This is a genomic window from Streptomyces sp. NPDC058295 (assembly GCF_042880655.1).
In the GTDB taxonomy this organism is placed as follows: domain Bacteria; phylum Actinomycetota; class Actinomycetes; order Streptomycetales; family Streptomycetaceae; genus Streptomyces; species Streptomyces coriariae.
This window is the reverse complement of record NZ_JBHVYO010000008.1, coordinates 210,946-235,623: the sequence shown is the minus strand read 5'-3', so window position 1 is coordinate 235,623 and position 24,678 is coordinate 210,946. Positions and strand designations below refer to the sequence as shown.

General features: G+C 72.2%; 20 protein-coding genes and 2 pseudogenes. 14 read left to right on the top strand and 8 right to left on the bottom strand.

The window, feature by feature from the left end:
• Positions 1–61 precede the first annotated feature (61 nt).
• Together ACFVYS_RS11545 and ACFVYS_RS11540 are read right to left on the bottom strand one after the other, a co-directional pair.
• Positions 62–1,078, bottom strand: a complete 1,017-nt coding sequence (locus ACFVYS_RS11545) for a substrate-binding domain-containing protein (protein ID WP_389501056.1) — start codon at positions 1,076–1,078, stop codon at positions 62–64.
• A gap of 338 nt (positions 1,079–1,416) precedes the next feature.
• A pseudogene (locus tag ACFVYS_RS11540) lies at positions 1,417–1,596 on the bottom strand (SAM-dependent methyltransferase); the annotation flags it as partial.
• 128 nt (positions 1,597–1,724) lie between these two features.
• On the opposite strand from ACFVYS_RS11540, the gene ACFVYS_RS11535 reads away from it, so the two are divergent.
• Complete coding sequence (locus tag ACFVYS_RS11535; RefSeq protein WP_389501098.1) at positions 1,725–1,967, top strand: twin-arginine translocase TatA/TatE family subunit; 243 nt, start codon at positions 1,725–1,727, stop codon at positions 1,965–1,967.
• A gap of 269 nt (positions 1,968–2,236) precedes the next feature.
• Here the strand turns inward: ACFVYS_RS11535 and ACFVYS_RS11530 are convergent, their stop codons facing one another.
• From ACFVYS_RS11530 to ACFVYS_RS11520, 3 genes are all read right to left on the bottom strand, one after another.
• A complete protein-coding gene (locus ACFVYS_RS11530; RefSeq protein WP_389501054.1) occupies positions 2,237–3,229 on the bottom strand; it encodes a sporulation protein in 993 nt (330 codons plus the stop codon).
• A 271-nt stretch (positions 3,230–3,500) separates the two neighbouring features.
• Positions 3,501–3,962: a DUF6114 domain-containing protein gene (locus ACFVYS_RS11525; protein ID WP_389501053.1), complete on the bottom strand. Its 462-nt coding sequence runs from the start codon at positions 3,960–3,962 to the stop codon at positions 3,501–3,503.
• Positions 3,962–4,627 (bottom strand): DUF6230 family protein, encoded by a 666-nt coding sequence (locus tag ACFVYS_RS11520; protein ID WP_389501051.1) that lies wholly within the window; start codon positions 4,625–4,627, stop codon positions 3,962–3,964. The genes ACFVYS_RS11525 and ACFVYS_RS11520 overlap by 1 nt, the downstream gene beginning before the upstream one ends.
• A gap of 683 nt (positions 4,628–5,310) precedes the next feature.
• Between ACFVYS_RS11520 and ACFVYS_RS11515 the strand changes: the two genes are divergently transcribed.
• Positions 5,311–5,946, top strand: coding sequence for a Tat pathway signal sequence domain protein (locus tag ACFVYS_RS11515; RefSeq protein WP_389501096.1), 636 nt, complete (start codon positions 5,311–5,313; stop codon positions 5,944–5,946).
• A 76-nt stretch (positions 5,947–6,022) separates the two neighbouring features.
• On the opposite strand, the gene ACFVYS_RS11510 is transcribed toward ACFVYS_RS11515, so the two are convergent.
• Positions 6,023–6,958: a lytic polysaccharide monooxygenase gene (locus ACFVYS_RS11510; RefSeq protein WP_389501050.1), complete on the bottom strand. Its 936-nt coding sequence runs from the start codon at positions 6,956–6,958 to the stop codon at positions 6,023–6,025.
• Positions 6,959–7,324: 366 nt separating this feature from the next.
• On the opposite strand from ACFVYS_RS11510, the gene ACFVYS_RS11505 reads away from it, so the two are divergent.
• The 4 genes from ACFVYS_RS11505 (at position 7,325) to cyc2 (ending at position 14,188) form a co-directional block, all read left to right on the top strand.
• Positions 7,325–9,133 carry a S8 family serine peptidase gene (locus ACFVYS_RS11505; protein WP_389501048.1) on the top strand — a complete coding sequence of 603 codons (1,809 nt, stop codon included), beginning with the start codon at positions 7,325–7,327 and terminating at the stop codon, positions 9,131–9,133.
• 574 nt (positions 9,134–9,707) lie between these two features.
• The gene (locus tag ACFVYS_RS11500) at positions 9,708–10,358 is read left to right on the top strand and encodes a ScbR family autoregulator-binding transcription factor (RefSeq protein ID WP_389501046.1); all 651 of its coding nucleotides are present in this window, start codon (positions 9,708–9,710) and stop codon (positions 10,356–10,358) included.
• A gap of 88 nt (positions 10,359–10,446) precedes the next feature.
• Positions 10,447–11,727 carry a damage-control phosphatase ARMT1 family protein gene (locus tag ACFVYS_RS11495; RefSeq protein WP_389501044.1) on the top strand — a complete coding sequence of 427 codons (1,281 nt, stop codon included), beginning with the start codon at positions 10,447–10,449 and terminating at the stop codon, positions 11,725–11,727.
• Between the two features lie 274 nt (positions 11,728–12,001).
• A complete protein-coding gene (cyc2, locus tag ACFVYS_RS11490; protein ID WP_389501043.1) occupies positions 12,002–14,188 on the top strand; it encodes a germacradienol/geosmin synthase Cyc2 in 2,187 nt (728 codons plus the stop codon).
• On the opposite strand, the gene ACFVYS_RS11485 is transcribed toward cyc2, so the two are convergent.
• Positions 14,179–14,910: a hypothetical protein gene (locus tag ACFVYS_RS11485; protein ID WP_389501041.1), complete on the bottom strand. Its 732-nt coding sequence runs from the start codon at positions 14,908–14,910 to the stop codon at positions 14,179–14,181. The two genes, cyc2 and ACFVYS_RS11485, sit on opposite strands and share 10 nt — an antisense overlap.
• Positions 14,911–15,004: 94 nt before the next feature.
• On the opposite strand from ACFVYS_RS11485, the gene ACFVYS_RS11480 reads away from it, so the two are divergent.
• The 5 genes and pseudogenes from ACFVYS_RS11480 (at position 15,005) to ACFVYS_RS11460 (ending at position 19,635) form a co-directional block, all read left to right on the top strand.
• Positions 15,005–15,871, top strand: coding sequence for a LysR family transcriptional regulator (locus ACFVYS_RS11480; protein ID WP_389501039.1), 867 nt, complete (start codon positions 15,005–15,007; stop codon positions 15,869–15,871).
• Positions 15,872–15,978: 107 nt separating this feature from the next.
• Positions 15,979–16,605, top strand: coding sequence for a PDZ domain-containing protein (locus ACFVYS_RS11475; RefSeq protein ID WP_389501038.1), 627 nt, complete (start codon positions 15,979–15,981; stop codon positions 16,603–16,605).
• 109 nt (positions 16,606–16,714) lie between these two features.
• Positions 16,715–17,346 (top strand): annotated as a pseudogene (locus ACFVYS_RS11470) (LysE family translocator).
• A 143-nt stretch (positions 17,347–17,489) separates the two neighbouring features.
• Positions 17,490–18,614 carry a M24 family metallopeptidase gene (locus ACFVYS_RS11465; RefSeq protein WP_389501036.1) on the top strand — a complete coding sequence of 375 codons (1,125 nt, stop codon included), beginning with the start codon at positions 17,490–17,492 and terminating at the stop codon, positions 18,612–18,614.
• Between the two features lie 49 nt (positions 18,615–18,663).
• Positions 18,664–19,635 carry a phosphotransferase family protein gene (locus ACFVYS_RS11460; RefSeq protein WP_389501034.1) on the top strand — a complete coding sequence of 324 codons (972 nt, stop codon included), beginning with the start codon at positions 18,664–18,666 and terminating at the stop codon, positions 19,633–19,635.
• Between the two features lie 130 nt (positions 19,636–19,765).
• On the opposite strand, the gene treZ is transcribed toward ACFVYS_RS11460, so the two are convergent.
• A complete protein-coding gene (treZ, locus tag ACFVYS_RS11455; RefSeq protein ID WP_389501032.1) occupies positions 19,766–21,511 on the bottom strand; it encodes a malto-oligosyltrehalose trehalohydrolase in 1,746 nt (581 codons plus the stop codon).
• Positions 21,512–21,676: 165 nt separating this feature from the next.
• Here treZ and ACFVYS_RS11450 point away from each other — a divergent pair, with 165 nt between their 5' ends.
• From ACFVYS_RS11450 to ACFVYS_RS11440, 3 genes are all read left to right on the top strand, one after another.
• On the top strand, positions 21,677–22,228 hold the full coding sequence (locus ACFVYS_RS11450) for an FHA domain-containing protein (RefSeq protein WP_389501030.1): 552 nt from the start codon (positions 21,677–21,679) through the stop codon (positions 22,226–22,228).
• 643 nt (positions 22,229–22,871) lie between these two features.
• Complete coding sequence (locus ACFVYS_RS11445) at positions 22,872–24,200, top strand: M14 family zinc carboxypeptidase (protein WP_389501028.1); 1,329 nt, start codon at positions 22,872–22,874, stop codon at positions 24,198–24,200.
• Complete coding sequence (locus ACFVYS_RS11440; protein WP_389501026.1) at positions 24,197–24,652, top strand: subtilase-type protease inhibitor; 456 nt, start codon at positions 24,197–24,199, stop codon at positions 24,650–24,652. Before ACFVYS_RS11445 ends, ACFVYS_RS11440 begins: the two co-directional genes overlap by 4 nt.
• The last annotated feature ends 26 nt before the right edge of the window (positions 24,653–24,678 follow it).

Sequence of the window (24,678 nt, the reverse complement as noted above, 5' to 3'; positions counted from 1 at the left end):
GCGATCAGCGGGGGGGGGGGGAGGGGGAGGAGAAGCGGGGGAGATGGGGGGAACGGTCCGGTCAGCGGGTGCCGGCAGCGGCGAAGCGGGCGACTTCGGCGACGTTGGTCTTCGTGACGAAGGCCGGGCCCGTCAGTACGGGCGACACACCGCCGCCGCTGAGGTTGCCGTTGGTCTTGTAGAGCCAGAGCCCGTCGACTGCCAAGTAACCCTGAAGATAAGGCTGTTGATCCACCGCGAACTGCACGCTGCCGTCACGGACGGCCGTGACCAGGTCCTTGTTGAGGTCGAAGGTGGCGACCTTGGCCTTGCTGCCGGCCTTACCGGTCGCCTGCACCGCGGCAAGGGCGAACTGCGCCCCGTTGGCGATGACTTCGTCGATGTCGGGTTCCTGCCGCAGTCGTGCCGCCAAGGCGGCGGTCATGGCGTCCATGTCCGTTCCGTCGACGTAGAGCATCTCGGTCTCGCCGGTGAACGTCTTCTTCACGCCCGCGCAGCGCGCCTCCAGGGCGATGTTGCCCCGTTCGTGGATGACGCACAGGGCGTGCTTGGCGCCGAGGCCGTCGAGTTTGTCGCCGACGGCGCGGCCCGCGACGCTCTCGTCCTGACCGAAGTACTCCAGAAGTCCCGCCGAACGCCAGGCGTCGATACCCGAGTTGAGCCCGACCACGGGTATGCCGGCCGCCTTGGCCCCGGCCACCGGACTCTTCATGGCCTGCGGTTTGGCGAGGGTCACCGCGATGCCGTCGACCCGGTCGCTGATCGCGTCCCGCACCAGCTCGGCCTGGCCGGCGGCGTCGGGGTCGCTGGCGTAGGTCAGGTCGACGCCGTCCTTGGCGGCCGCGGCCTCGGCGCCCTTGCGCACCAACTCCCAGAAGTCGTCGCCCTCGGCGCCGTGGGTGACCAGGGTGATCTTGACGCGGTCGGCCGAGCCGCCGGCCGCGTCCATGTCCGAACCGGACGACGTGGTGCCGGAGCAGCCGGTCAGCAGGAGGAGGCAGCAGGCCGCGGCCAGGGCGGTGAGGCGAACGGATCCGAGGGGAACGGGAGCGGAGGGAGCGGGGAGGGGAGTGTTCATGGGGGGCTGCACCTCGCTGTGCGGCAGAGCAGGGAGGACGGGGCGAGCGCCGCCGGAGCGAGGGGGTGTGCACCGGCGAGAGGCATTCGTTGGCTCGGAGCCAACCGTGTGTGACCGCTGGTAGTCAAGTGACAACCACATGGGGTGAGGTGCTGCTGCCGCATTGTGATCCGGGACCGTGCGGCGAGGACCGAAGGGAGCGTATCCACAGTTGAATTGACTGATCGTCAATCTGTGGGCGCGGTTCAGGGCTTGTGGGCCGCTGCACCGTACATCGCGATGTCCGCGTCGCGGACGACCTCCGTGCCAGTGCCGTCGGGACGCCGGTGATGGACCTGGTCGCGGTTGGCACGCATGTGGACGGGGAGCGCGGGCCACTCCCGGACCATCGCGTCCCCGGCCTCACGGTCCGCCGGGAAGTGGTCCCTGCCGCCGATGATGTGGTCGTAGATCCGAGCGGAGTGCGCGGTCCCGGTGTCGACGGCGTCGTTCACCGGGCTGGTGTCGGCGCCGGTCATCCCGCCGCTGTCCCTTGCGTCGCTGTCCATACCTCCCAACCTTCCACTGATGACGGACGGCCGAGCCGGAAAGCGCGTTTCTGCGCCCTGCGCCGCCCGTGCCGATCGCCGCCGTCGTCTTCATCGGGATGTACGGCTCGAAGAAGCTGCCGGACACGGCACGGGCCCTCGGCAGGTCGATGCGGAACTCAAGAGCGAGGCCGAGGCGAGGAAGGACGCGACGGGGCCGGAGCACGGCACGGAACCACTACGGCGCGAAACGGCACGGAACCGCTGCCGAGGACGGCATGGCGAATGACACGGCGAACGCCACCACGAACCCGGCGCAGACGGTGACCGCCCCGGCGGGGCCTTCCACGACGGCACACTGAAGGCTCCGAAGGCCCCCGAAGGACCTGAGGCCCCCGAAGGCTCCGAAGCCCGCGGAAGCCTCGAAGGCCCCGAAGTCGCAGACGCTCCGCAGCACCCGGAAGCTTTGAAGGCCCAGAAGGCCCAGAAGGCCCAGAAGCCCGAAGATCGGCCCAGCCCTCGCCCCCCCCGGGTTTTCCTCCGGTCCTTCTCGAGCTTCTCCCGCTCTCCCGCTCTCCGGGTCCGCCGGGTCCGCCGGGTCCGCCGGGTCCGCTTGGTCCTCCTGGCTCTCCTAGCCCTCCTCGCTCTCCCCCGCTTCGTCCTCTTCCTCTTCCTCGAAGAAGTCACCGATCTCGTCGACCACTTCGGCCGCCAACAAGCCGCCGACGAACCCCACGCCCAGTCCTGCCGCGCCCGCGGCGACCGCCGCGCCCACGCCGGGGCCGGAGCCGTGGACGGCGAGGTGGTCGGTGTGCGGTGCGGAGCGGACGTACGCCTGCGCGCCGTACGCCTCCCGGTGCTCGGTCAGCCGGCGGATCCAGCCGTCGACCTCGCTGTTCCAGCCGAGGACGGGCACGTCCTCGTGGCGCACGGTGAAGCGGGTCAGCGCGTCATGGCCGGGGGTGAGCGGGCCGCCTCGCTTGTCGGCCTCCAGCACGACCTCCAGGCCGGACGCGGTGGTGAGGAAGGTCAGCTCGATCTCGGTCACCGCGTGCGCGTACCGCGGGGGCGGGGTCAGCTCGATCTCCTGGTAGAACGGCAGCCGTTGGCCCGTACCCCCGATGCGGCCGCGCTCCAGGTCGGCGGAGCGGAAGCCGAAGCCGAGCTGTCCGAACGCTTCGAGGACCGCCTCCTGGACAGGCAGGGGACGGACGATGAGCGGGTCGAGATCGCCCCGGTCGCGGGCGTCGGCCACCGCGAGCTCGGTGCGTACGCCCAGGACGACGCCCAGCGGCTGCCCGTACAGCTCGGTGACCGGCGTCTCCCAGGGCACCGTGACCGAGAACGGCACACTGCGTTCCTCGTCCGCACCGAGTGGGAAACCCCCACCGACGACATACCGCTCGAAGGCGACGGTGCCCTCGCTCTCGCCTTCCTCATGTTCCGCCTCGACGCGTGCCAGCAGCTCCAGGCCGATCTCCTCGATCTCCACGGCCGTGCCGCCGCCCCGCAGCCGGACCTGACCCGAAAGCGCCCCACCGGGCAGCACCGCCTCGCAGTCGAGCACCGTGTCCACCGAGGGGCCGCCTACGCCGATCGCCCCGAGCAGCCGTTTGAACACCATGCCGCTGTCGCTCCTTCACGCCGAACCCATTGCCTCGAACCCATCGCAGTGATCTTCCGCTGAACTCGTCGCGACGGCAAAGAAGTTCCCAAGTCACCTGTTCGAATGACGTGCGGTGGCGGGGTGACGAAAACCGGCGGGGCCGGGCGCGGCCTGCTGTGCGCAGGTCGTCCCGGCCCCGCCGGTGAAGTGACGAACGGCAGTGACTTCCGTCCGCGCGTCAGGTCCGCGAAGGTCCGTGAAGGTCCGTGAAGGTCCGCGAAGCCGTGGGTCAGGCGGGCTTCCCCGCTCCGGGGAACGGGCCCTCCTGGCGGACCGACTCGGCCTTGTGTTCCGTCCGTGTCTGCTTGCGCCGCTGTCGGCGGCTCTGGCGCGGTTCCTGGTCGGGCAGCCAGCCGAAGGACAGGCTGCTGCCCACGGCACCCATCAGAAGACCGATGACGAAGCCGCCGATGTTGGAGGTGAGCCAGGTGCCCAGGGAGAGCAGGATGGCGATGATCGAGTAGAACAGCCGCTGGGTCGGGTTGAAGAGGATCAGCAGACCGCAGACCACCATCAGGGTGGGCAGGAGGTAACCCGCCAGGCCCTGCATACCCACATGAAGGATCACCGGGAGCGGTGCCTTCATGGTCACGAGTATCTCGGCGCCGCCCAGGACGAGCAGTACGCCGCCCGCGAAGGGCCGGTGGCCTCTCCACTCCCGGAAGCGGTCCCGCCACTGGGTGAAGGTCATTACTTGCAGCCCTCGCTCGAGAAGCTCATCTTCAGGCCGGGAAGCTTGAAGACGGCCGCGGTGGCCGCGTAGTTGTGCTGGTACAGGTCCTTGATGACGACCGTGTCGGCCTGCTGGCCGTAGACGCCCGCGGGACCCTGGATCGGGACCTTGTCGAAGGTGCTGGAGTCGCGGCCGATCTCGATGTTGTTGAACTCGGCGTCGCCCGAGATCTCGTCGGAGTCGATGGCCAGGTTCTTCACGCTCACCGGGGTGGATCCGCCGCCGGCCCTGAGGATGAGCTGGATGCCACCGAGGTCGACGCTCTGGCACATGTTGGTGATCTTGCCGTTCTTCACGACCGAGGTGACGACCAGGACCTGGCCGCCGGTGTCGCCCTGGTTGGGGCTGTTCTCGATCATGTTGTCCAGGCCGCCGAACTGGGCGAAGCCCTGACCGTCGAGCCGGTCGGCGGTGACGACGAAGGGCATCCCGGAGATCGCGAACTGGACGCCCAGGGCGCCCTGCGCGGTGAGGACCGCGAGCCCCGCGGCGATGAAGGTGGCGGGCACCGCCATGACGGCGGCCCGGCGCAGCCGGACCCGGCCGCGTCTCTCTGCGGAACCGCTTTCGGGGTTCTCGGGGGTGTGGTCGGCGGACGAATTGACGTCCGGGGACGAGGCCATGTCTGCTCCCATGCACTTGGTCATGCGGGTTGGGCTTCAGTGGCACGTTGTCCTGGCGCGGACAGCGGCTGCCGCGCACGCCCCCTCGCGACTCCCGGAAACCGCAAGGGCTTTCTGGTTACGCAGCAGTAGCCGACGAGGAAGTTACCGATGGTTACACCGGCCGGTCAAGGGAGATGTGGAAAAAGAGTGTTCATTATGTGCCGCCTGCTGATCGTATGCCGCCGAGGCCTTCCGCATATATCTGCCGAGCCGTCAACTTTGTTTCAGAGCCTTGACGTTGACTGACCATCAGGTCTACAACTCTCCCTGGCTCAGCCGGGATCCGTGGCGCCGGATCCGCAGCGCGGCGACACCGCCGCGCTCCCGGACGCTTTCAGCCAGTACGGGCCACTCGGTCCCGAGCTCGATCCCTCAACGGCACCGGTACGGCCGCTTCCCCCCGCGGACCGCGACCGGTCGCCCCTCCCCGCCCGGCCCGGCCGGAGTCACTCGCCAGTGCCTCCGACCGGTCACCGGCCGGCCGCCGTTGCCGGTCCGTCACGTACGGAGAAGGCGTCACGGGCCGGCGACGGCGGACGCCGATCAGCGTCCCCTCTGTTGCGACCAGCGACGCGCCGGTTCACCCCCCACCAGCCAATCCCCCCAAATAAAGCCCCACTTGAGAAAGAGGCACCCGCATGCTGCGCTCCCGCTCCCTCCTCGCCCTCGCAGGTACCGTCGCCGCCCTCTCGCTCACCGCCGTCACCCCGGCCTCCGCCGCCGGCGCGGTGCTGACGACCGCCAACGGCGACGTCGCCGTCGGTGACGTCCTCAACGCCTCCCTCGCCAGCGGCACGAACGCCACGCTGTACTCCAGCGCGACCGGCACCAGCGGCGTCTCCTGTGCCGCGTCCGGGTTCAGCGCCACCGTCACCGACAACCCCACCGCGCCCGGCACCGCCACCGAGTCGCTCACCGCGCACACCTTCGGCAACTGCACCGCGAACGTCGTCGGCGTGCTCGGCGTCACCAGCATCACGGTCAACAACCTGTCCTACACCACGAGCGTCGCCTCGGACGGCACCGTCACCGTGACCCCGCCGAGCGGCTCCACCATCCAGACCACGGTCGTGCTGCGCACCCTGCTGGGCAGCATCAACTGCGTCTACCGGGCGCCCAGCCTGACCGGCGCGGCGAGCAACGCCGACAACAGCATCACCTTCACCAGCCAGCAGTTCACCAAGGCGTCCGGCTCGTCGCTCTGCTTCGCCAACGGCTACTTCACCGCCAAGTACGCCCCGGTGACCGATGCGGGCGCGGCCGTCACCGTCAACTGAACACCGGCACCGACAACTGAACACCGTCCGTGCGGCTGATCGGCCGACGCACAGGCGGGCTCCGTGCAAACGGAGTTCAGCGTCGACGCAGACGCACGACGAGGGCGGCGCCCCCGGTGAGCACCAACACCGCCGCGGCGCCGCCCGCCAGCATGGGCGCGGACGGCCCGGAGCCGGACCCGGTCGTGGACGCCACCGGGGTGCTCTCGGGACCGGCCGCGGCCGCCTTGGCGGGCGAGGCGCCGGACGCGGTCGCCACCGAAGGATCGGCGGACGGTGAACTCGGCGTCGTGCTCGCGGACGCCGGGGGCGTGGCCGAAGCGGGCGACTTCGTCGTCGGGGCGCTCTCCGGCTTGCTTTGTGAAACCGCTTCCGGGAACACCACGTCCGAGCACGAGTAGTAGGTGTCCGGCGTGCTGCTGTTCTGCCAGATCGTGTAGAGCATCTGGCGCCCTGTCCGGTCGGCCGGCAGCTTCGCCGTGAGGTGATAGGCGCCGTCCTTCAGCGCCGGATCCTTGACCTCGGCGAAGGGAGTCGTCGGCAGGTCGGACCAGGAAAGCGGCTTCGACGGGTCGTACTCCGGCTTCGTCAGATACAGCTTGAACGTGCCGGTGTGCGCGATCGTCGAGGCGTACGTCATGCGCAGCGTCCCGCCCGGCTCGAGCCGGGTCGACGGCCAGTCGGCGCGGGCGAGGTCGAGTCCCTTGTACGCGGACAGGCCGCCGCTGCACAACTGCCCGTCGGGAACGGTCTGCCGGTCGCGGCCGTTCACGTTCGCCACCCGCAGGTTGTCCCACGCGGCGAAAGAGGTGCCGTTGGCGTCGACGGCCGCCCGGCAGGCCGCGGTCCGCGCGTCGGCTCCGCCTTCGGGGGAGCAGGCGAACACCCGGCTGACCGGATCGGTGGGGGCGCCGTGCGCCTGGGCCGGTCCGGCGGCCCACAGGCCCAGCAGGAGCGGGCTCACGGCGGCGGTCGCCAGAACTGCGGTGCGGTGTGCGGTCGTGCGGGGCATCGGGGACGTCTCCTCGGCCGGCGCGGGAACGGTCTGCTGTCAGTACGGGAATCCGGTCCGGCGCGTTCAGTACGTCGTCCGGTGGCAGTCACGCCGTACGGACACGATCAAATCGGACGTTCGCTGACCGATATGGTTCGTCGAGGGTTGGAATTTGGCCGGATCGAGGGTTTCCCCTGTATCCGGATGACTGATCCTTTGCCTATCGTTCCTCCACAGCCGACCCACAGGTAACCCCGACGGGGTCGGTTCCCGCGCCTGGCCGGCCTTTCGCGCTGCTCTTCGACGCACCCCCCGCCGCTTCCCCGCCGAAGCGAATCGACCGCCGCTCCGCCCTGCCCGGAGTCGGTTACGAAAGGCACGCCCTTGCGCACCTCCCCTGCCCTGAGACGGAAACTGATATCCGTCGCCGCGACCTCCGCGGCCCTGCTCACCGCCGCGTCGACGGCCTCGGCCGTCGCCGCCCAGGAAACCGTTTCCCAGGGTTCCGCCGTCCCCGCCGCCCAGACCGAGGCCGCGCCCGGCACCCCGGCCGAGCGCCTCATCGTCGGTTACAAGTCCGCTGCCGCCGAGGCCAGGTCGAACCCGGCCGCCGAGGCCGACGCCGCCGCCAAGGGGGCGAAGACCGGCGAGGACGTCGACTTCCAGCGCCGTCTCGGCACCGGCGCCGCCCTGGTCGACCTGGGGGACGACCTCACGACGGCGGATGTCGCCGACGTGGTCGCCCAGTACCGGGCGGACCCGCAGGTCGCCTATGTCGTCCCGGACCGGCTGAACACTCCGAAGGCCGACCCGAACGACACCGAGTACACCAAGCAGTGGGACCTCTTCGAGTCCACCGCCGGTATGAACGTGCCGGGCGCCTGGGCCACTTCGACGGGCACCGGTGTCACCGTCGCCGTCATCGACACCGGTTACGTCGCGCACACCGACCTCGCCGCGAACATCGTCGGCGGCTACGACTTCATCGCCGACACCGCGGTCTCCGTCGACGGCGACGGCCGCGACAGCAACCCGGCCGACCCGGGCGACTACTACGCCGCCAACGAGTGCGGCTCCGGCATCCCGGCGAGCAACTCCTCCTGGCACGGCACCCACGTGGCCGGCACCATCGCCGCCGTCACGAACAACAACAAGGGTGTCGCGGGCATCGCGTACGGCGCGAAGATCTCGCCGGTCCGGGTGCTCGGCAAGTGCGGCGGTTACGACTCCGACATCATCGACGCGATCACCTGGGCGTCTGGCGGTACCGTTTCCGGTGTTCCCGCCAACTCCAACGTCGCCAAGGTCATCAACATGAGCCTGGGCGGCGACGGGGCCTGCGCCTCGGCGACCCAGAGCGCCATCACCGCCGCCGTGAACCGGGGCACGACCGTCGTGGTGGCCGCCGGCAACGAGAGCGACAACGTCGCGAACCACTCGCCGGGCAACTGCAACAACGTCATCTCGGTCGCGGCGACCAACCGCACCGGCGCCAAGGCGTCCTACTCCAACTACGGCTCCCTGGTGGACATCTCGGCGCCCGGCGGCCAGACCAGCACCGGCACCGCGAACGGCATCCTGTCGACCCTGAACTCCGGGACCAAGACGCCGTCGAGCGAGTCGTACGCCTATTACCAGGGCACCAGCATGGCCACCCCGCACATCGCGGGCCTGGTCGCGCTGGTCAAGTCGGCGAACTCCGCGCTGACCCCGGCGCAGATCGAGACGGCCATCAAGAACAACGCCCGTGCGCTGCCCGGCGCCTGCTCCGGTGGCTGCGGCGCGGGTCTGGCGGACGCGGCCAGGACGGTGCAGGCGGTGAGCGGCTCCGGCGGCTCCACGGGGGGCACCACCTTCACCAACACGACCGCGGTCCCGGTCCCGGACAACGGTTCCGCCATCGAGTCCTCGATCGCCGTCAGCGGCCGCTCCGGCAACGCCCCGGCCGCCCTCAAGGTGGGTGTCGACATCACCCACACCTACCGCGGCGACCTGGTGATCGACCTCGTCGCGCCCGACGGCACCGCCTACCGGCTGAAGGCGGCGAGTTCCTCGGACTCCGCCGACGACGTCAGCACCACCTACTCGGTGAACGCTTCCGGTGAAATCGCCAACGGGACCTGGAAGCTGCGTGTCCAGGACACCGCGGCGCAGGACACCGGCAAGCTCAACAGCTGGCAGCTGACGTTCTGAGGCAACTCGCCTTTTCGCCGCTTGCGAGGACTGGGTGGGCCGACCGGTGTGGATGGACACCGGCCGGCCCGCCCTCGTCTGTTTCGGCCTGTTTCCGGCGAAGCCTGTTTCGGCCTGTTTCCGTGCGGTGTCGTGAGCCGGCTCCGGCGCCAACGGCAAGTACCCATCAGTAGCAACGAGTTGCCTGTGTGTTTCATGCCGTTTCCCCGGAAAACAAACCGGTCACCTCGCACCGGGATGCCGCCCGAGAGGTGTGCTCCGCAGCGTGCCGTGGGAGCCTTGGTATGCGGTGACACGTGTCGCTCGGTTGTTCCGACACTCTGGCCCCAAGGTGCTCACAAGTGGAAACCGCGCACCCCGTCTCTTTTCATCCGGACCCGATTATGCCCCCGGTACGTTCTCTGTGGGAGGCTTCCGTGGCGGGCCAGCGGTGTCGCACAAGTCGGTTGGGCTCAGGGGGCGTCGGCGGTCCGGACTCCCGTGGCCAATAAAGTCGTACCGTGAGCTATTGTGTACGCGGGGTAAGAAAAAACGGCATGACCCGTTCGTTACCGGCCCGGGAGAGTACCAGTCGATGGCGAGGCAGTTACGCGCCGAACAGACCCGCACGACGATCATCACGGCCGCCGCCGACCTGTTCGACCGGCACGGCTACGAGTCGACAAGCCTCAGTGACATCGTCGAGCACGCCCATGTCACCAAGGGCGCCCTCTACTTCCACTTCGCGGCGAAGGAGGATCTGGCGCACGCCATCATGGAGTTGCAGTCCTCGGCCTCACGCCGGATCGCCGGCGAGATCGACGACCGGGGCTACGCCTCGCTCGAAGCCCTGATGCGCCTGACGTTCGCTCTGACGCGGCTGTCGGTCGAAGGCCCGATCACCCGGGCCGGCCTGCGGCTCGCCACGGGGGGAGTGGCGATCCGGCCGCCCCTGTCGCATCCCTTCGTGGAGTTGCTGGACCTGATCTCCCGGCGGCTCGGCGGTGCGCTCAAGGAGTCCGACATCCATCCGGACGTCGACGTCGACGCCGTGGCGCACTCCCTGGTCTGCTTCTTCGTCGGCACCCGAGTCGTCGGCCGCTCCCGTGAACCCGCCGTCCGACTGCCGCGCCGGATGGCCGAGATGTGGCATGTCCTCATCCGCGGCCTGGTACCGGTACCGCGCCGACCGCGCTATCTCAGCCTCGCGGCACGGCTGGAGCGGGAGATCATGGCAGTGGTGTGAGGAGCTCGGGCGCGCGGCCGTGGCGCGGGTGACGTGGTGCGGATCACGGTCGGCCCGAGCGGTGCGGCCCCGGGATACGGTGAGCCGTATGTCCGACACCCCCGCGCCGCCCGTGATCCTCGGCGACGAACCCGGCTCGTTCCCCCACGGCGTCCTGGCCGAACGGCATCCGGCGATCATCCAGCAGGTGCGGGAGGCGTTCCCCTACGGTCCCGGCATCCACCGGAGTCTGGACGCGCTGCTGGACAACTGCACCAAGGGCGTGATCGAACCGCTCTCCGCCGACGCGCCCGACCGTGACCGGTGGCGGACCTGGGGGCTCGATACGTACGTCGGCCGATCCTGGTTCGACGTGCCCTGGCTGTGGTCGGAGAGCTACTTCTACCGTCAACTCCTTGACGCCGTCGGCTACTTCGGTCCCGGGCCCTGGCAGGGCATCGACCCGTTCCGCCCCTTCAAGCTCGCCGAGCTCGACGCGCCGGAGACCGACGAGGAACTGGCCGTGCTCGACACCCTCGAGGGCCGCCCGGTCGACGAGCGGGCCAACGCGCTCCTGCACGGGTCGCTCTGGGGCAACCGTGCCGACCTCGGTTTCCGGCTGTCCGACGTCGAGGCGGAGAAGCGGGCGGCTGTGACGGGGCTGGTCGCCGACGACAGCGAGACGCTGTGGTCGCTGCTGCCGGTCGCGGACACGTATGCGGACAGGTATACGGATGCAGGTACGGAAACCGGTTCCCGAACCGGCACCGAAACCGGCACACGTGCCGATACCGATACCGGTACAGGCGCCGGTACCGGCACTCTGTGCCTGGTCGCCGACAACGCGGGTCGGGAGCTGATCCCCGATCTTCTCCTGGCCGCCCACCTCCTCGCGCACGGGCGGTGCGGCCGCGTCGTCCTGCACGTCAAGCCGTACCCGTACTACGTCTCCGACGCCACCACGGCCGACGTCGTCGACGCGCTCAGGAAGCTGACGGCCGCGCGGGGAGCGGCCGCCGATTTCGGCCGGCGGCTCTGGGCGGCCATGGCCGACGGCACCCTCACGGTGCGGGCCCATCCCTTCTCCGCCGCCCCGTTGCCCTACGCCGCGATGCCGGACGACCTGCGGGCCGAGTTCGCCGCGGCCTCCCTGACGATCGTGAAGGGCGACCTCAACTACCGTCGCCTGGTGGGCGACAGCCGGTGGCGGCCGACCACCCCGTTCGCCGATGTCACCGCCTACTTCCCGGGCCCGGTCGCGGCGCTGCGCACCCTGAAGTCCGACGTGATCACCGGCCTGGACGCCGGTACCGAGGCCGCCCTGGTCGCCGCCGAGGGGCAGCGCTGGCGCACCGGGGGAACGCACGCGCTGATCCAGGTGCGGGAGTGACCCCCGCGGGGCAGCCGGGCGAAGAGATCGTCGGGGTCGGCGAGCCGGCCCCGGAGCGGGCACCGAACTGCCGGGCGAACGCGACCGGAGCGCCCGCCGTGGTCCGCCCGCGTCCACGGCGCTGATCGACGACGATCGGGCAGGTGGCGTGAGGGTCCCGGCGACGGATACGCCAAGTCCGGTACGGTTCACGGCTTCCCGCCCGATTCACGCGATGGTGTGATCATGTGTCGCCCCGCGGATGGCGGCGCGGACCCCCGGGTAGGGCCCGGCCATGACGCAACCGTTCGAACTCCCGCACTTCTACATGCCGCATCCCGCGCGCCTGAACCCGCATGTCGAGGAGGCGCGTGCCCACTCGACGCGGTGGGCGCGGGACATGGGCATGCTGGAGGGGTCCGGGATCTGGGAGCAGGCCGACCTGGAGGCGCACGACTACGGCCTGCTCTGCGCCTACACCCACCCCGACTGCGACGGTCCCGCGCTGTCGCTGATCACCGACTGGTACGTGTGGGTGTTCTTCTTCGACGACCACTTCCTCGACATGTTCAAGCGCACCCCGGACCGGGCCGCCGGCAAGGCGCACCTGGACCGGCTGCCGCTGTTCATGCCGCTGGACCTGTCGACGCCCGTGCCCGAGCCGCGCAACCCGGTCGAAGCGGGCCTCGCCGACCTGTGGACACGCACGGTGCCGGACATGTCGCAGGACTGGCGACGCCGTTTCGCCGTGGCGACGGAACACCTGCTCAACGAGTCGATGTGGGAGCTGTCCAACATCAACGAGGGGCGGATCGCCAACCCCGTCGAGTACATCGAGATGCGGCGCAAGGTGGGCGGAGCGCCCTGGTCGGCGGGGCTCGTGGAGTACGCGACCGCCGAAGTCCCGTCCGCCGTCGCCGGGTCGAGGCCGCTCAGGGTGCTGATGGAGACCTTCTCCGACGCCGTGCACCTGCGCAACGACCTGTTCTCCTACCAGCGCGAGGTGGAGGACGAGGGCGAGAACAGCAACGGCGTGCTCGTCCTGGAGACGTTCTTCGGCTGCACCACCCAGGAGGCCGCCGACACCGTCAACGACATCCTCACCTCCCGCCTCCACCAGTTCGAGCACACGGCGTTCACCGAGGTGCCCGCGGTGGCCCTGGAGAAGGGCCTCACGCCCGACGAGGTCCTCGCGGTCGCCGCGTACACCAAGGGGCTGCAGGACTGGCAGTCCGGCGGCCATGAATGGCACATGCGCTCCAGCCGTTACATGAACAAGGGTGCCACCTCGGCAGCGCCCTGGCAGAAGCTGACCGGTCCCGGCACCTCCGCCGCCGACGTCGGCGCGCTGCTCGCCTCGGCCGCCGCCGAGCGCCTGCGGGCGTACGCGCACGTGCCGCACCAGAAGGTCGGTCCCTCGCTGCTGCCCGACTTCCACATGCCCTTCCCGGTGGAGCTGAGCCCGCATCTGGAGGCGTGCCGCCCGCGTCTGACGACCTGGATGCACCGGATGGGGATGCTGGAGGAAGGCGTCTGGGACGAGGACAAACTCGCCGCCTACGACCTCCCGCTGTGTTCGGCCGGCCTCGACCCGGACGCCACCGCGGAGGAGCTCGACCTCAGCGCGCAATGGCTCGCCTGGGGCACCTACGGCGACGACTACTACCCGCTGGTCTTCGGCGGGCGGCGCGACCTCGCGGCGGCCCGCGTCACCACGGCCCGGCTGTCGGCCTGTATGCCCGTCGACGGCGAGGCGGCGCCCGTCGTTCCCGTCAACGGCATGGAGCGCGGCCTGATCGACCTCTGGGCGCGCACCACCGCGGGCATGACCCCCGACCAGCGGCGTACCCTGCGCGAGGCGGTGGACGTCATGACCGAGAGCTGGGTGTGGGAGCTGTCCAACCAGCTCCAGAACCGTGTCCCCGACCCGGTCGACTACCTGGAGATGCGCCGCGCCACCTTCGGCTCCGACCTCACGCTGAGCCTGTGCCGGATGGGCCAGGGCCCCGCCGTGCCGCCGGAGGTCTACCGCAGCGGGGTCGTCCGCTCGCTGGAGAACGCCGCCGTCGACTACGCGTGCCTCACCAACGACGTCTTCTCGTACCAGAAGGAGATCGAGTACGAGGGCGAGATGCACAACGCGATCCTCGTCGTGCAGCACTTCTTCGGCTGCGACTACCCGACCGCGCTCGGCATCGTCCATGACCTGATGACCCAGCGCATGCAGCAGTTCGAGCATGTCGTCGCGCACGAACTGCCGGTCCTCTACGACGACTTCGACCTCTCGCCCGAGGCGCGCGAGGCGATGGGGCACTACGTCGCCGACCTTCAGAACTGGCTGGCCGGCATCCTGAACTGGCACCGGGAGGTCGACCGCTACAAGTCCGCGTACCTGGCCCGCCGCACCCACGGCTTCCTGCCGGACCTCGCGCCGCCGGTGCCCGTCCCGCAGCTGTCGGTCTCGGCGCTCTCCTACGGCTGACGCTCCTTGCGAGAGGCGTGCTCGACCGCGGCTCGCGCCAGTGCCCGGACGATCGGGTGCGGGCGCGAGCCGTCGCCGGACAGCTCCGGCTGGAAGAGGGAGGCCAGGAAGAAGGGGTGGCCCGGCAGTTCGGCGATCCGGACCCGGCCGCTCTCGTCGTGGCCGGAGAAACGCAGGCCCCCGGCGCGCAGGGTGTCGAGGTGGCGGGAGGGGCCGTACGCGCAGAAGTAGCGCTCGACCGTACGCTCCGAGCCGATCACGGACTGGGCGAGCGAGCCCGGTTCGATCGTCACGACGCCCTCGTGGCCGACGAGCGAACAGGCCAGGGGCTCGATGAGCGGATCGTCCGCGTCGGGGTCGTTCTCGGCGTGCGCCGCCCGCGACAGCCCGCAGACGTTGCGGGCGTACTCCAGGAGCGCGTGCTGGAAGCCGCCGCAGGTGCCGAGGAACGGAATGCCCTCCTCGCGCGCCGTGCGGATCGCGGACAGGACGCCCGCCTCGCTGCGGTAGGGGCTGCCCGGCACCACCCAGACCGCGTCGAAGCCACGTACCGCGCCCTCGGCCTCCGCCTCCTCGGACGGGATCCAGTAGGCGTCCAGGAGCAGCCGGTCCCGGGCGGCGAGAGCGTCCACCAGGAGCGGGAGGCGGGTGTGCGAGACGACGTTCGGGGAGCGGTCGCCGACCAGGGCGACCTTGGCGATCTGAGCTGTGGTGTCGGTCATGCCGTTCATCCTGGTGGCGACGCCTACTTCACGTCCAACGATGATTCCTGCACCTTCGATAAGCAGAACTGATGCGGCCTGCGATCCTGGGCGCATGGATCCGCATCTGCTGCGCACCTACGTCACCGTCGCGCGCCTGGCCTCCTTCTCCGAAGCCGCCCGGGAACTCGGCTACACCCAGTCCGCCGTGTCCCAGCACATCGCGGCCCTCGAACAGGACCTCGGCGCGCCGCTGCTCACCCGTCGGCCCGTCCTTCCCACCACCGCCGGCGAGCGGCTGCTCGAACACGCGGGACCGCTGCTGCTGCGCCTGGACGCGGCCCGCGCGGACGTCGTCCGGATCGCCTCGGCGCCCTCGCACGGGCTGACCCTGGCCGGCTCGCCGACCGCCCTCGGACCGGCCGCCCTCGCCGCGCTCCCGCCCGCCGGGGTGACCCTGCGGGTGCTCGGCCGTGACGACGTCTGCGCCGCCGTCGCCGACGGCACGGCCGACGTGGGCCTCGTCGACGGTCTGGCCGCGCCCAGCGACCCGCTCCGGCTGCCCGACGTCGCGCCGCTGACCACGTACGGCCTCGGCGAGGAGCCGGTCCGCGTCCTGCTGCCCGCCGGCCACCCGCTGGCCCGGCGCGGCGGCCTGCGCCTCGGCGACCTCGCCGACGCCCGCTGGCTGGACGCCCCCGACGCCGGGCTGCCGCTGCCCCAGCTGCGGGCCGCGAACGGCGGCCACGGCTTCCGCCCCGCCCTGCGCTACGACGGCACCGACCTCCGCGTCCTGACCGCCCTGGTGGCCGCCGGCCACGGCCTCACCCTGCTGCCCCACTCGGTGGCTGCCGATGTGCCGGGCACGGCCGCCGTCCCGGTCACCGGGCCTCGGGTCGTCCACCGGATCGAACTCGTGTACGCGGGTACGCCGTCGGGTGCGGCGCGGACGCTGGTGGAGGCGCTGTCCACTGGTCCGTGACCTGCGGTGCGGCCGGCCCGTACCGCTCCTGACCCCGGGGCAGTCTCACTCGTTCGTGGCTCGTGGTGCGCCGATGCGCCGGGTAGAGCACCACCCGGAGGCGATCCATGGAACAGACAGCGTTGCGTCCCAAGCCCATGCCCGGGTCCGAGCCCGGCGGCGGAACCAGGCCCGGCGGCGGAACCGGGCCGGGTGGCCAGGGGCGGCGCCCGCACGCCGCGCGCCGCCGCGGCCGACGGCTGACGACCGTGCTGTTCGGCCTGTTCGCCGGCACCGTCCTGGTGCTGTCCGGCGTCGGACTCGGCACCGTGGGGGCGACCGTGATCGGCATGAGCAGACTGGCCGAGCTCCAGCGGCAGACCGGGCCGGGCGCACCGGGCGCCGCGTCCACCCCGGGCCGACCGAGCCCGGCCGCCCCGGACGGTTCAGCCGGGTCGTCCGGGGAGGCCGCAGCGTCCTCGCGCCGGCCGGACGCCACCCTGGGCCTGGAGGTCGTGGACGCACAGGGGACGGGCGCCGAGATCGTCGCCGTCCACATCCCCGGCCCCGGCTACACGGCGGGCCTGGTCCGCGGCGACGTCCTGCTGAAGTTCGGCGGCACCAGGATCGACTCGGCGACGGACCTCGCGCGGGCGGTCGACGAGGCCCGCCCCGGCAAGGAGGTGAAACTGACGGTGCGTCATCGAGGCCGCGGGTACGGGAGGTTGACGGTTACCCCCGGCGTCGCCACATGAGCGGGTCCCGACGCGGTCGCCCGCACCGCGAGGCCGCCGGCGCCCGCCCCTCGGCAGCGCAGGGCAGACCACTGGCCAGGACGGACCCCGCCGCGTCACCCTGAGCGCCATGCCGACCTCCCGGTCGGCCTTTCCGGGCGCCTGCACCCTCGTCGGCGCCTCACCCGGGCCGAGCACCGTGCTCATCGTCAAGCAGTCGCTGCGCAGGCCGCCGCGCCCGGCTTCCTGACGGTGCTCGGCAACGAGACCGGCGTGTTCGTCCGGGGCCTCGTCGCCGCGTTCGGCCTGACGGCCCGGCTGACCGCCTCCCCGGGGCGTACGACGTGCCGCGCGTCGTCGGCGTCGTCTCGCTGGTCCGGTTCGGCGTCCAGGCACCGCGGCGGGCGCGCCGGACCGAGGAGGACGGCGCGCCGGGCGACGACGGCCCGGAGGCCGTCGAGCAGAGCGGCCGGTCCTGCTACCGGGGCGGGCTGCTGCTGAACCTCGCCCACCCGAAGGCGGCCGTCCTCGCCCCGTCCTTCCTGCCGCAGTTCGTGCCGGAGAGCGCCCCGCACCTGCCGGCCATGGTGGGGCTCGCCGCGCTCCGGGCGGTCTACGAGGTCGGCCACTACGGCCTGTACGTGTGGTCCGTGGGCCGGATGAAGGCCGTCCTGTCCCGGGGCCGGGGCGAGCCGCCGCCTGGAGCAGGTCTCCGGCGGCGCCCTGCTGCTCCTCGGCCCGCGGATGGCCCTGGACGGCTGACCCGGGCCGGTCACCCGCCCGAAACCCGCGTCGACCGGCTCGCGCGACCCCCGCCGTACGGGCAGGATGCTGCCCGTGGCCATCACGTCAGTCCCACCCCGTCCGTCACACGTCACTCGCCACGTCCTGTCTGGGAGGCCCGGATGACCGGCACCGCCACCGCCTTCACCGCCGACGACTACCGGGCCCGCATGGAGCGGGCCGCGCGCGAGGCCGCCGGCGCCGGACTCGCCGGACTCCTCGTGGCGCCCGGACCCGACCTCGTATGGCTCACCGGCTACGCGCCCACCGCCGCCACCGAACGGCTCACCCTGCTCGTCCTCGCCCCCGGCCGGGACCCGGTTCTCGTGGTGCCGACGCTGGAGGCCCCCGACGCCGCGAAGGCGGTCGGCGCCCCGGCGCTCACCCTGCGGGACTGGACCGACGGCAAGGACCCCTACGCCGCCACCGCCGCCCTCCTCGACACGGCCGGCCGTTTCGGGATCAGTGACAACGCCTGGGCGATGCACCTGCTCGGCCTCCAGAAGACCCTGCCCGCCACCTCCTACGCCTCGCTCACCGAGGCCCTGCCGATGCTGCGCGCCGTCAAGGACGCGGCGGAGCTGGAGCTGATGGCGGCCGCGGGAGCCGCCGCGGACGCGACGTTCGAGGAGATCCGGAAGGTTCGCTTCGCCGGGCGCAGGGAGCGGGAGGTCGGCGCCGACCTCGCCGGGCTGCTGCGCCGGTTCGGGCACTCGCAGGTCGACTTCACCATCGTCGCCTCCGGGCCGAACGGCGCCAACCCGCACCACGAGGTCGGCGACCGGGTCATCGAACGCGGCGACATGGTCGTCCTGGACTTCGGCGGCCTGAAGGACGGCTACGGCTCCGACACCTCCCGCACCGTGCACGTCGGCGAGCCCACCGAGGAGGAGCGCCGGGTGCACGACCTCGTGCGCGAGGCCCAGGAGGCGGGCTTCCGCGCGGTCCGGCCGGGCGTCGCCTGCCAGGAGGTCGACCGGGCCGCCCGCGCGGTCATCGCGGCCGCCGGCTACGGCGAGTACTTCATCCACCGCACCGGCCACGGCATCGGCGTCACCACCCACGAGCCGCCGTACATGATCGAGGGCGAGGAGCGGCCGCTCGTGCCCGGCATGTGCTTCTCCGTGGAGCCCGGGGTCTACCTGCCGGGCCGGTTCGGCGTGCGGATCGAGGACATCGTCACCGTCACCGAGGACGGCGGCCGCCGTCTCAACGACACCACCCGCGAGCTGGTCATAGTGGACTGACCCGCCTCCAGGAGTCCCCGGCACCCATCCGAACGGCAGCGGCGCGACCATGACCCAGGCACCGACACCCACCGCGGACACGGTCCGCCGACTGGTCCGCGCGCTCCTCGACGAGGGCGGCGCGAGCGGCACCGGGCCCGAGGTCCGGCCCGTCGTCGAGGGCGGCTCGCCCGCCACCTGGTGGGTCGGCACCCGCCATGTGCTGCGCCTCGCGACCGACCGTGCGACGACCCTGCGCCGCCGCCGGGAACTGCGGCTGCGCGACCTCCTCCGCCCGCACGTCCCGATCGCCGTACCCACCAGCGTCGCGCACGGCGAGTGGTCGCCCGGACTGATGTACACCCTCGACACCAAGCTGCCCGGCGGCACCGCCGAGGAGCACGACGTATCGGCCGTCGGCGAGGCCGACCTCGCCGGACTGCTCCGGGGGCTGCGCGAGGTACCGCCCCGGCAGGCCGAGGCGCTCGGTGTGCCGCGCACCGCCCCGCGCTCGCTGGAGGCGCTGCGGCGGATGGCGGTGGCCGCCGCCGAACGCCTCGCCCGCGCCGACGAGTTCGACCCGGCCCGGCTCCACCAGCTCACCTCGCCCGGCGCTGCCCAGCTCGCGGCCCAGCCCGGCACCGCCGTCCTCGTCCACCACGCCCTGTGGGGCGAGCACCTCGTGGTGAGCGCCGACGGCCGGGTGCGCGGTGTCCTCGACTGGACCGGCGCGGTCCTCGGGGATCCCGCCGAGGACATCGCCGGGCTCGCCCTCGCCGTCGGCTCCGGCGCCGCCGTCCGCGCCGCCACCCTCGCGGGTTACGGAGCCCGCCCCTGCCTGCGCGGCCTGTGGCTCGCCCGCTGCGACACCGTCGTCGGCCTCGCGGCACGCCTCGACGGCCGCACCACCGGCCCGCACGGCGCCGAGGCGCTCACCCTCCCCCGGGTCCGGCTGGGACGCGCCTGGGAGGCGATCCTGCTGGAGCGGGTGACGGAGTTCCGCGAGGAGGGCGAGGACGGCGGGGCCGACGAGAAGGGATGAGCGGACGGTGGCAGGCGGGGGAGGCCGAACGCAGGACAGCCGAGCGGAGGAGGTGGCGGCCCCACCACCGGGTTGCCCCACCGGATTGCCCTACCCGGTCGCTCCACCGGCTTGCCCCACCGGGTCTCCCTCAGTCCTGCTCCAGCACCACGCACGACTCGCCGGGCACATGCAGCAGCCCGTCCCGGCCGGGTACGTCCACCGGATCCCAGGTGGCGAGGACGCGGGCCGGACGCGGGCCCAGGGGGATCGCGGCCGGCTCCTTGCCGAGGTTGACGGCCACCCGGACGTCACCGCGCCGGAACGCCAGCCAGCGGGCCTGCGCGTCGTAGGCGACCTTGATGTCGGCCAGATCCGGATCGGTGAGGTCCGCGGTCGCGTGCCGCAGTGCGATCAGCTCGCGGTACCAGGCCAGCACGCGCGCGTGGGGCTCGCGTTCCGGCTCGGACCAGTCCAGGCACGAGCGCTCGCGCGTCGCCGGGTCCTGCGGGTCGGGCACGTCCTCCTCGGCCCAGCCGTGCGCCGCGAACTCCCGCCGCCTGCCCCGTCGTACGGCCTCGGCGAGCTCCGGGTCGGTGTGGTCGGTGAAGTACTGCCAGGGCGTGCCCGCCGCCCACTCCTCGCCCATGAAGAGCATCGGCGTGAACGGCGCGGTCAACGTCAACGCGGCCGCGCAGGCCAGCAGGCCGGGGGAGAGGGACGCCGAGAGGCGGTCGCCCTGGGCGCGGTTGCCGACCTGGTCGTGGGTCTGGCCGTAGCCGAGGAGCCGGTGCGCGGGCAGGCGGGTGCGGTCCAGCGGGCGGCCGTGGTGCCGGCCGCGGAAGCCGGAGTAGGTGCCGTCGTGGAAGAAGCCGCCGGTGAGGGTCTTGGCGAGCGCGGCGAACGGGGCGCGCGCGAAGTCGGCGTAGTAGCCCTGGGACTCGCCGGTGAGCGCGGTGTGCAGGGCATGGTGGAAGTCGTCGTTCCACTGCGCGTGCAGGCCCAGACCGCCCGTCCGGCGGGGGGTGATCAGCCGCGGGTCGTTCAGGTCGGACTCGGCGATCAGGAACAGCGGCCGGCCGGTCTCCGCCGCGAGGGCGTCCACCGCCGTCGACAGCTCCTCCAGGAAGTGGCACGCGCGCGTGTCCGCCAGCGCGTGCACCGCGTCCAGCCGCAGCCCGTCGAGCCGGTAGTCGCGCAGCCAGGCCAGCGCGCTGCCCAGCAGATAGGCGCGCACCTCGTCCGAACCGGGCGCGTCCAGGTTGATGGCGGCGCCCCACGGAGTGTGGTGCGTCTCGGTGAAGTACGGGCCGAACACGGGCAGGTAATTGCCGGACGGACCGAGGTGGTTGTGCACCACGTCCAGGACGACGCCCAGACCGAGCGCGTGGGCCCGGTCGACGAACCGCTTCAGCGCCTCGGGGCCGCCGTACGGCTCGTGCACCGCCCACGGCGACACCCCGTCGTACCCCCAGCCGTGCCGGCCGGGGAACGCGCTCAGCGGCATCAACTCGACGTGCGTGACGCCGAGTTCGGCGAGATGGCCGAGGCGCTCCGCGGCCGCGTCCAGCGTGCCCTCGGGGGTGTACGTGCCCACGTGCAGCTCGTACAGGACCGCGCCCGGCAGCGGTCGGCCGGCCCACTGCGTACGCCACTCGTGGCGGGCGTGGTCCACGACCGCGCTCAGCCCGTCGGGGCCGTCCGGCTGACGACGTGAGCGGGGGTCCGGGCGGACGGGCCCGTCGTCCACCGCGAACCCGTACCGCGTGCCGTCCGCGGCCTCCGCCGCACCGGTCCACCACCCCGCGCGCTCCGGATCGCGCTCCAACGCGCGGGTGACGCCGTCGCACTGGAGCGTCACATGTTCGGCCTGCGGTGCCCACACCTCGAACTGCACGGACGGTTCCCCTTCGTCTGCTCACCGTGATGTAGCCCGTTCGCGTTTATCGTGCTCCACCCGAGATCAATCCGCTTTTGGAACACTCCCATTGGCGGCACACGCGCGTGCCGGGCGTTTCGCGTCTTCTGGACACCCGGGGCCCGCTGACCGACAATCACCAGCGTGACGTCGTCCTTCGAGTTCAACACGTACCCCGCGCGGCTGTCCGACGTGGAGCGCGACCGGGCGCTGAAGGTGCTGCGTGACGGCGCCGCCATGGGGCGACTGTCGCACGACACGTTCATCCGGCGCATGGAGCTGGCTCTCGTCGCCCGCCGCTCCGACGAGCTCGCCGTGCTCATCGCCGACCTGCCCCGGGAGAGCCGCCTCTCGCGGGCGGTCTTCGGCACCGTCGAGGCGGTCTCCGGCTTCTCGGTCCGGCTGCGCAGGGCCTGGCAGGCCGAGCGGCTGCCCAAGCTGCTGCTGCCGCACCCCGGCACCGAGAGCGTGCTGCGCATCGGTCGCGATCCCGCGAGCGGCCTCAGGCTGACCCACGAGAGCGTCTCGCGGGTGCACGCCGAACTCAGCCGCCAGGGCGGGATGTGGGTGCTGCGCGACCTCGGCTCCACCAACGGCACCACGGTCAACGGACGCCGTGTCATCGGCGCGGCCGTGGTCCGCGAGGGCGACCAGGTCGCCTTCGGCCGCATGGCGTTCCGCCTCTCGGCGATCTGACCGACTGAACCGCCCCGCCGACGGGCTTGCCCCGCCGAGCGGCTTCCTCCGCCGAGCGGCTTGCCTCGCCGACCGGTTTCCTCCGCCGAGCGGTCTGTTCCGCCGATGGGCTGGACCGGCCCGGACCGGCGACCGGCGACCGGCGAGATTGACCCGGACCGGCGATCGACCTGACCGACCCTGACCGGCGCGCTCGACCGGACCGGCCGGCGGCCTGCCGTGCCACGGGATCGAGCCGGACCGGCGACCGAACTCACCCACCCGGACCGCCGACCAGGCCGACCGACCCGGATCGGCGTTCTGCCGGACCGGCTCGCGGCCTGCCGTGCCACCGGTTCGGATCGGCCCGCCGACCTCCGGACACGTGGGCCGTCCGCCGGACGAACCGGACTGCCGCCGTCCCCCCCGGCGCCCGTCGGCCCGTCGGCCCGGATGCGGCCCGTCGAACCGTGGGGTCCCGGCGGGCCGACCGGACCCTCCGGCTCGCCCGAGTGGCCACGGTCCGCTCAAGTCCCCCCGCCTACCGCGGTGTTGACGTACCCCCGGCCCATGACTCACTGTGCGTACACCAGACACACCAGGTGAACCGACGGCGCCGCCCTGTGGGAGGTGTGCCCTGCCGCCCCTCCTCCGCTACCCGACCGTGGACGAACTCGCGGCCCGTGCGGCCGCGCTCGCCGTCCGTGGTTCCGGGGACGTCCGGCTGCGCCGCGTCGGGGTCTCGCGCGCGGGCTCGCCACTGTGGCTGCTCTCCGTCGGCCGGGGCGCCCGCCAGGTCCTCGTCGTCGCCGGGCCGCACGCCAACGAGCCCGTCGGCGGCGCCACCGTCCTGCGGCTGGCCGAACGGGTCCTCGCCGACCCGCGGCTCACCGTCGGCGCCGACGCCACCTGGAACCTGCTGCTCTGCCTCGACCCCGACGGCCTGCGCCGCAACGAGGGCTGGCTGACCGGCCCCTACAGCCTCGGCCGCTACTTCCGAACCTTCTTCCGGCCCGGCTTCCTGGAACAGCCCGAGTGGCTGCCCGACGGCGCGGCCGCCGCCGCACTGCCGGAGACCCGCACGCTGCTCCGGCTCCAGGACGAACTGAAACCGTTCCTGCAGTGCTCGCTGCACGGCGTCGACGTCGGCGGCGCCTTCGTGGAACTCACCCGCGACCTGCCCGGACTCTCCCGGCGGGTCGCGCACGCAGCCGCCCGGCTCGGCATCCCCCGCGAACTCGGGCCCTACGACACCCTGTACTGGCCGCGCCTGGGACCCGCCGTCTACCGGATCCCGCCACCGCGGCCGAGTGACCTGGCCGCCGCCATCACCGAGGCCGCCGTCGAGTCGACCTGGTACCACCCGCACCGGCACGGCACGGTCACCGCGGTCGTCGAGGCGCCCATGTGGGGCGTCGCCGCCGTCGAGGACGGCTCCCCGCCCGCCGACCGGGACGGGGCACTGCGTACGGTGAGCTCCGCCCTGCGCCATGACGCGCAGTTGCTGGAACGTATCCTCGCGCGGGTGCGGCCCCACCTCGCCGGTGCCCCCGACACGGCCCGTCTGCTCGCCCCGGTCGACGACTATTTACTGATCTGCCCCGGCCTCGCGGACGCCTGGGACCCCGCCACCGCCGACCCCGCGCGCCCGCTGCCCTCGCTCAGCACCGCCCATCTGACCGCCCTGCGCATCGCGGGCCGCCGGATCGCCGTCCGGACGGCGGGCCTGCTGCACCAGCTCGTCACCGGCGCCGGAAGGGATCCCGCCAACGCGCTGCCGGAGCTGGACGCGCTCATCGACGCGTGGTGCGCCGACTACCAGGAGGAGTGCGGGGCGCGCTGGATTCCCGTCGCGCGCCAGGCGGAGTACCAGGCGCGGGTCGTGTTCGCCGCGTTCGAGCTGGCCGGCCGCCGTGCCGCCGAGCCCGCCGGTGCCCGTTCGGGTGAGCCGGACTGGGGTACCGAGCCGGCCGTGCCGATGCATCGGGAATGACGTACTTCCTCACCTGTCTCCGGTCGGCGAAAGCCGTACGACGCGCGCTCCCGGCCGCGGCCGCCCTCCTGCTCGCCGCCGGTGCCGCCCCGGCCCTCGCGGCCTCCCACGACGCCCTGCCCGGCAACTGGCTCCAGCTCACCGTCACCCGAGGCGACTCCCGCTCCAGCGACACCCGAGGCACCCTGCTGCTCTGCGACCCGCCCCAGGGCCACTCCCGCGCCGCGGAGGCCTGCGACGTCCTGGCGCGGGCCGACGGCGACGTCGACGCCCTCACCGCGGACGGCACCCGCATCTGCCCGCTCGTGTACGCGCCGGTGACGGTCCGCGCGCAGGGGCAGTGGAACGGGCGCCCGGTCGACTACGAGCGCACCTTCGGCAACGACTGCGAGCGGGAGGCGCTGACGGGGGCGGTGTTCGCCCTGGACGACCAGGAGGTGCCCGAGGTCTGACCCGGCCAGGACGGCCGCGGGCACAC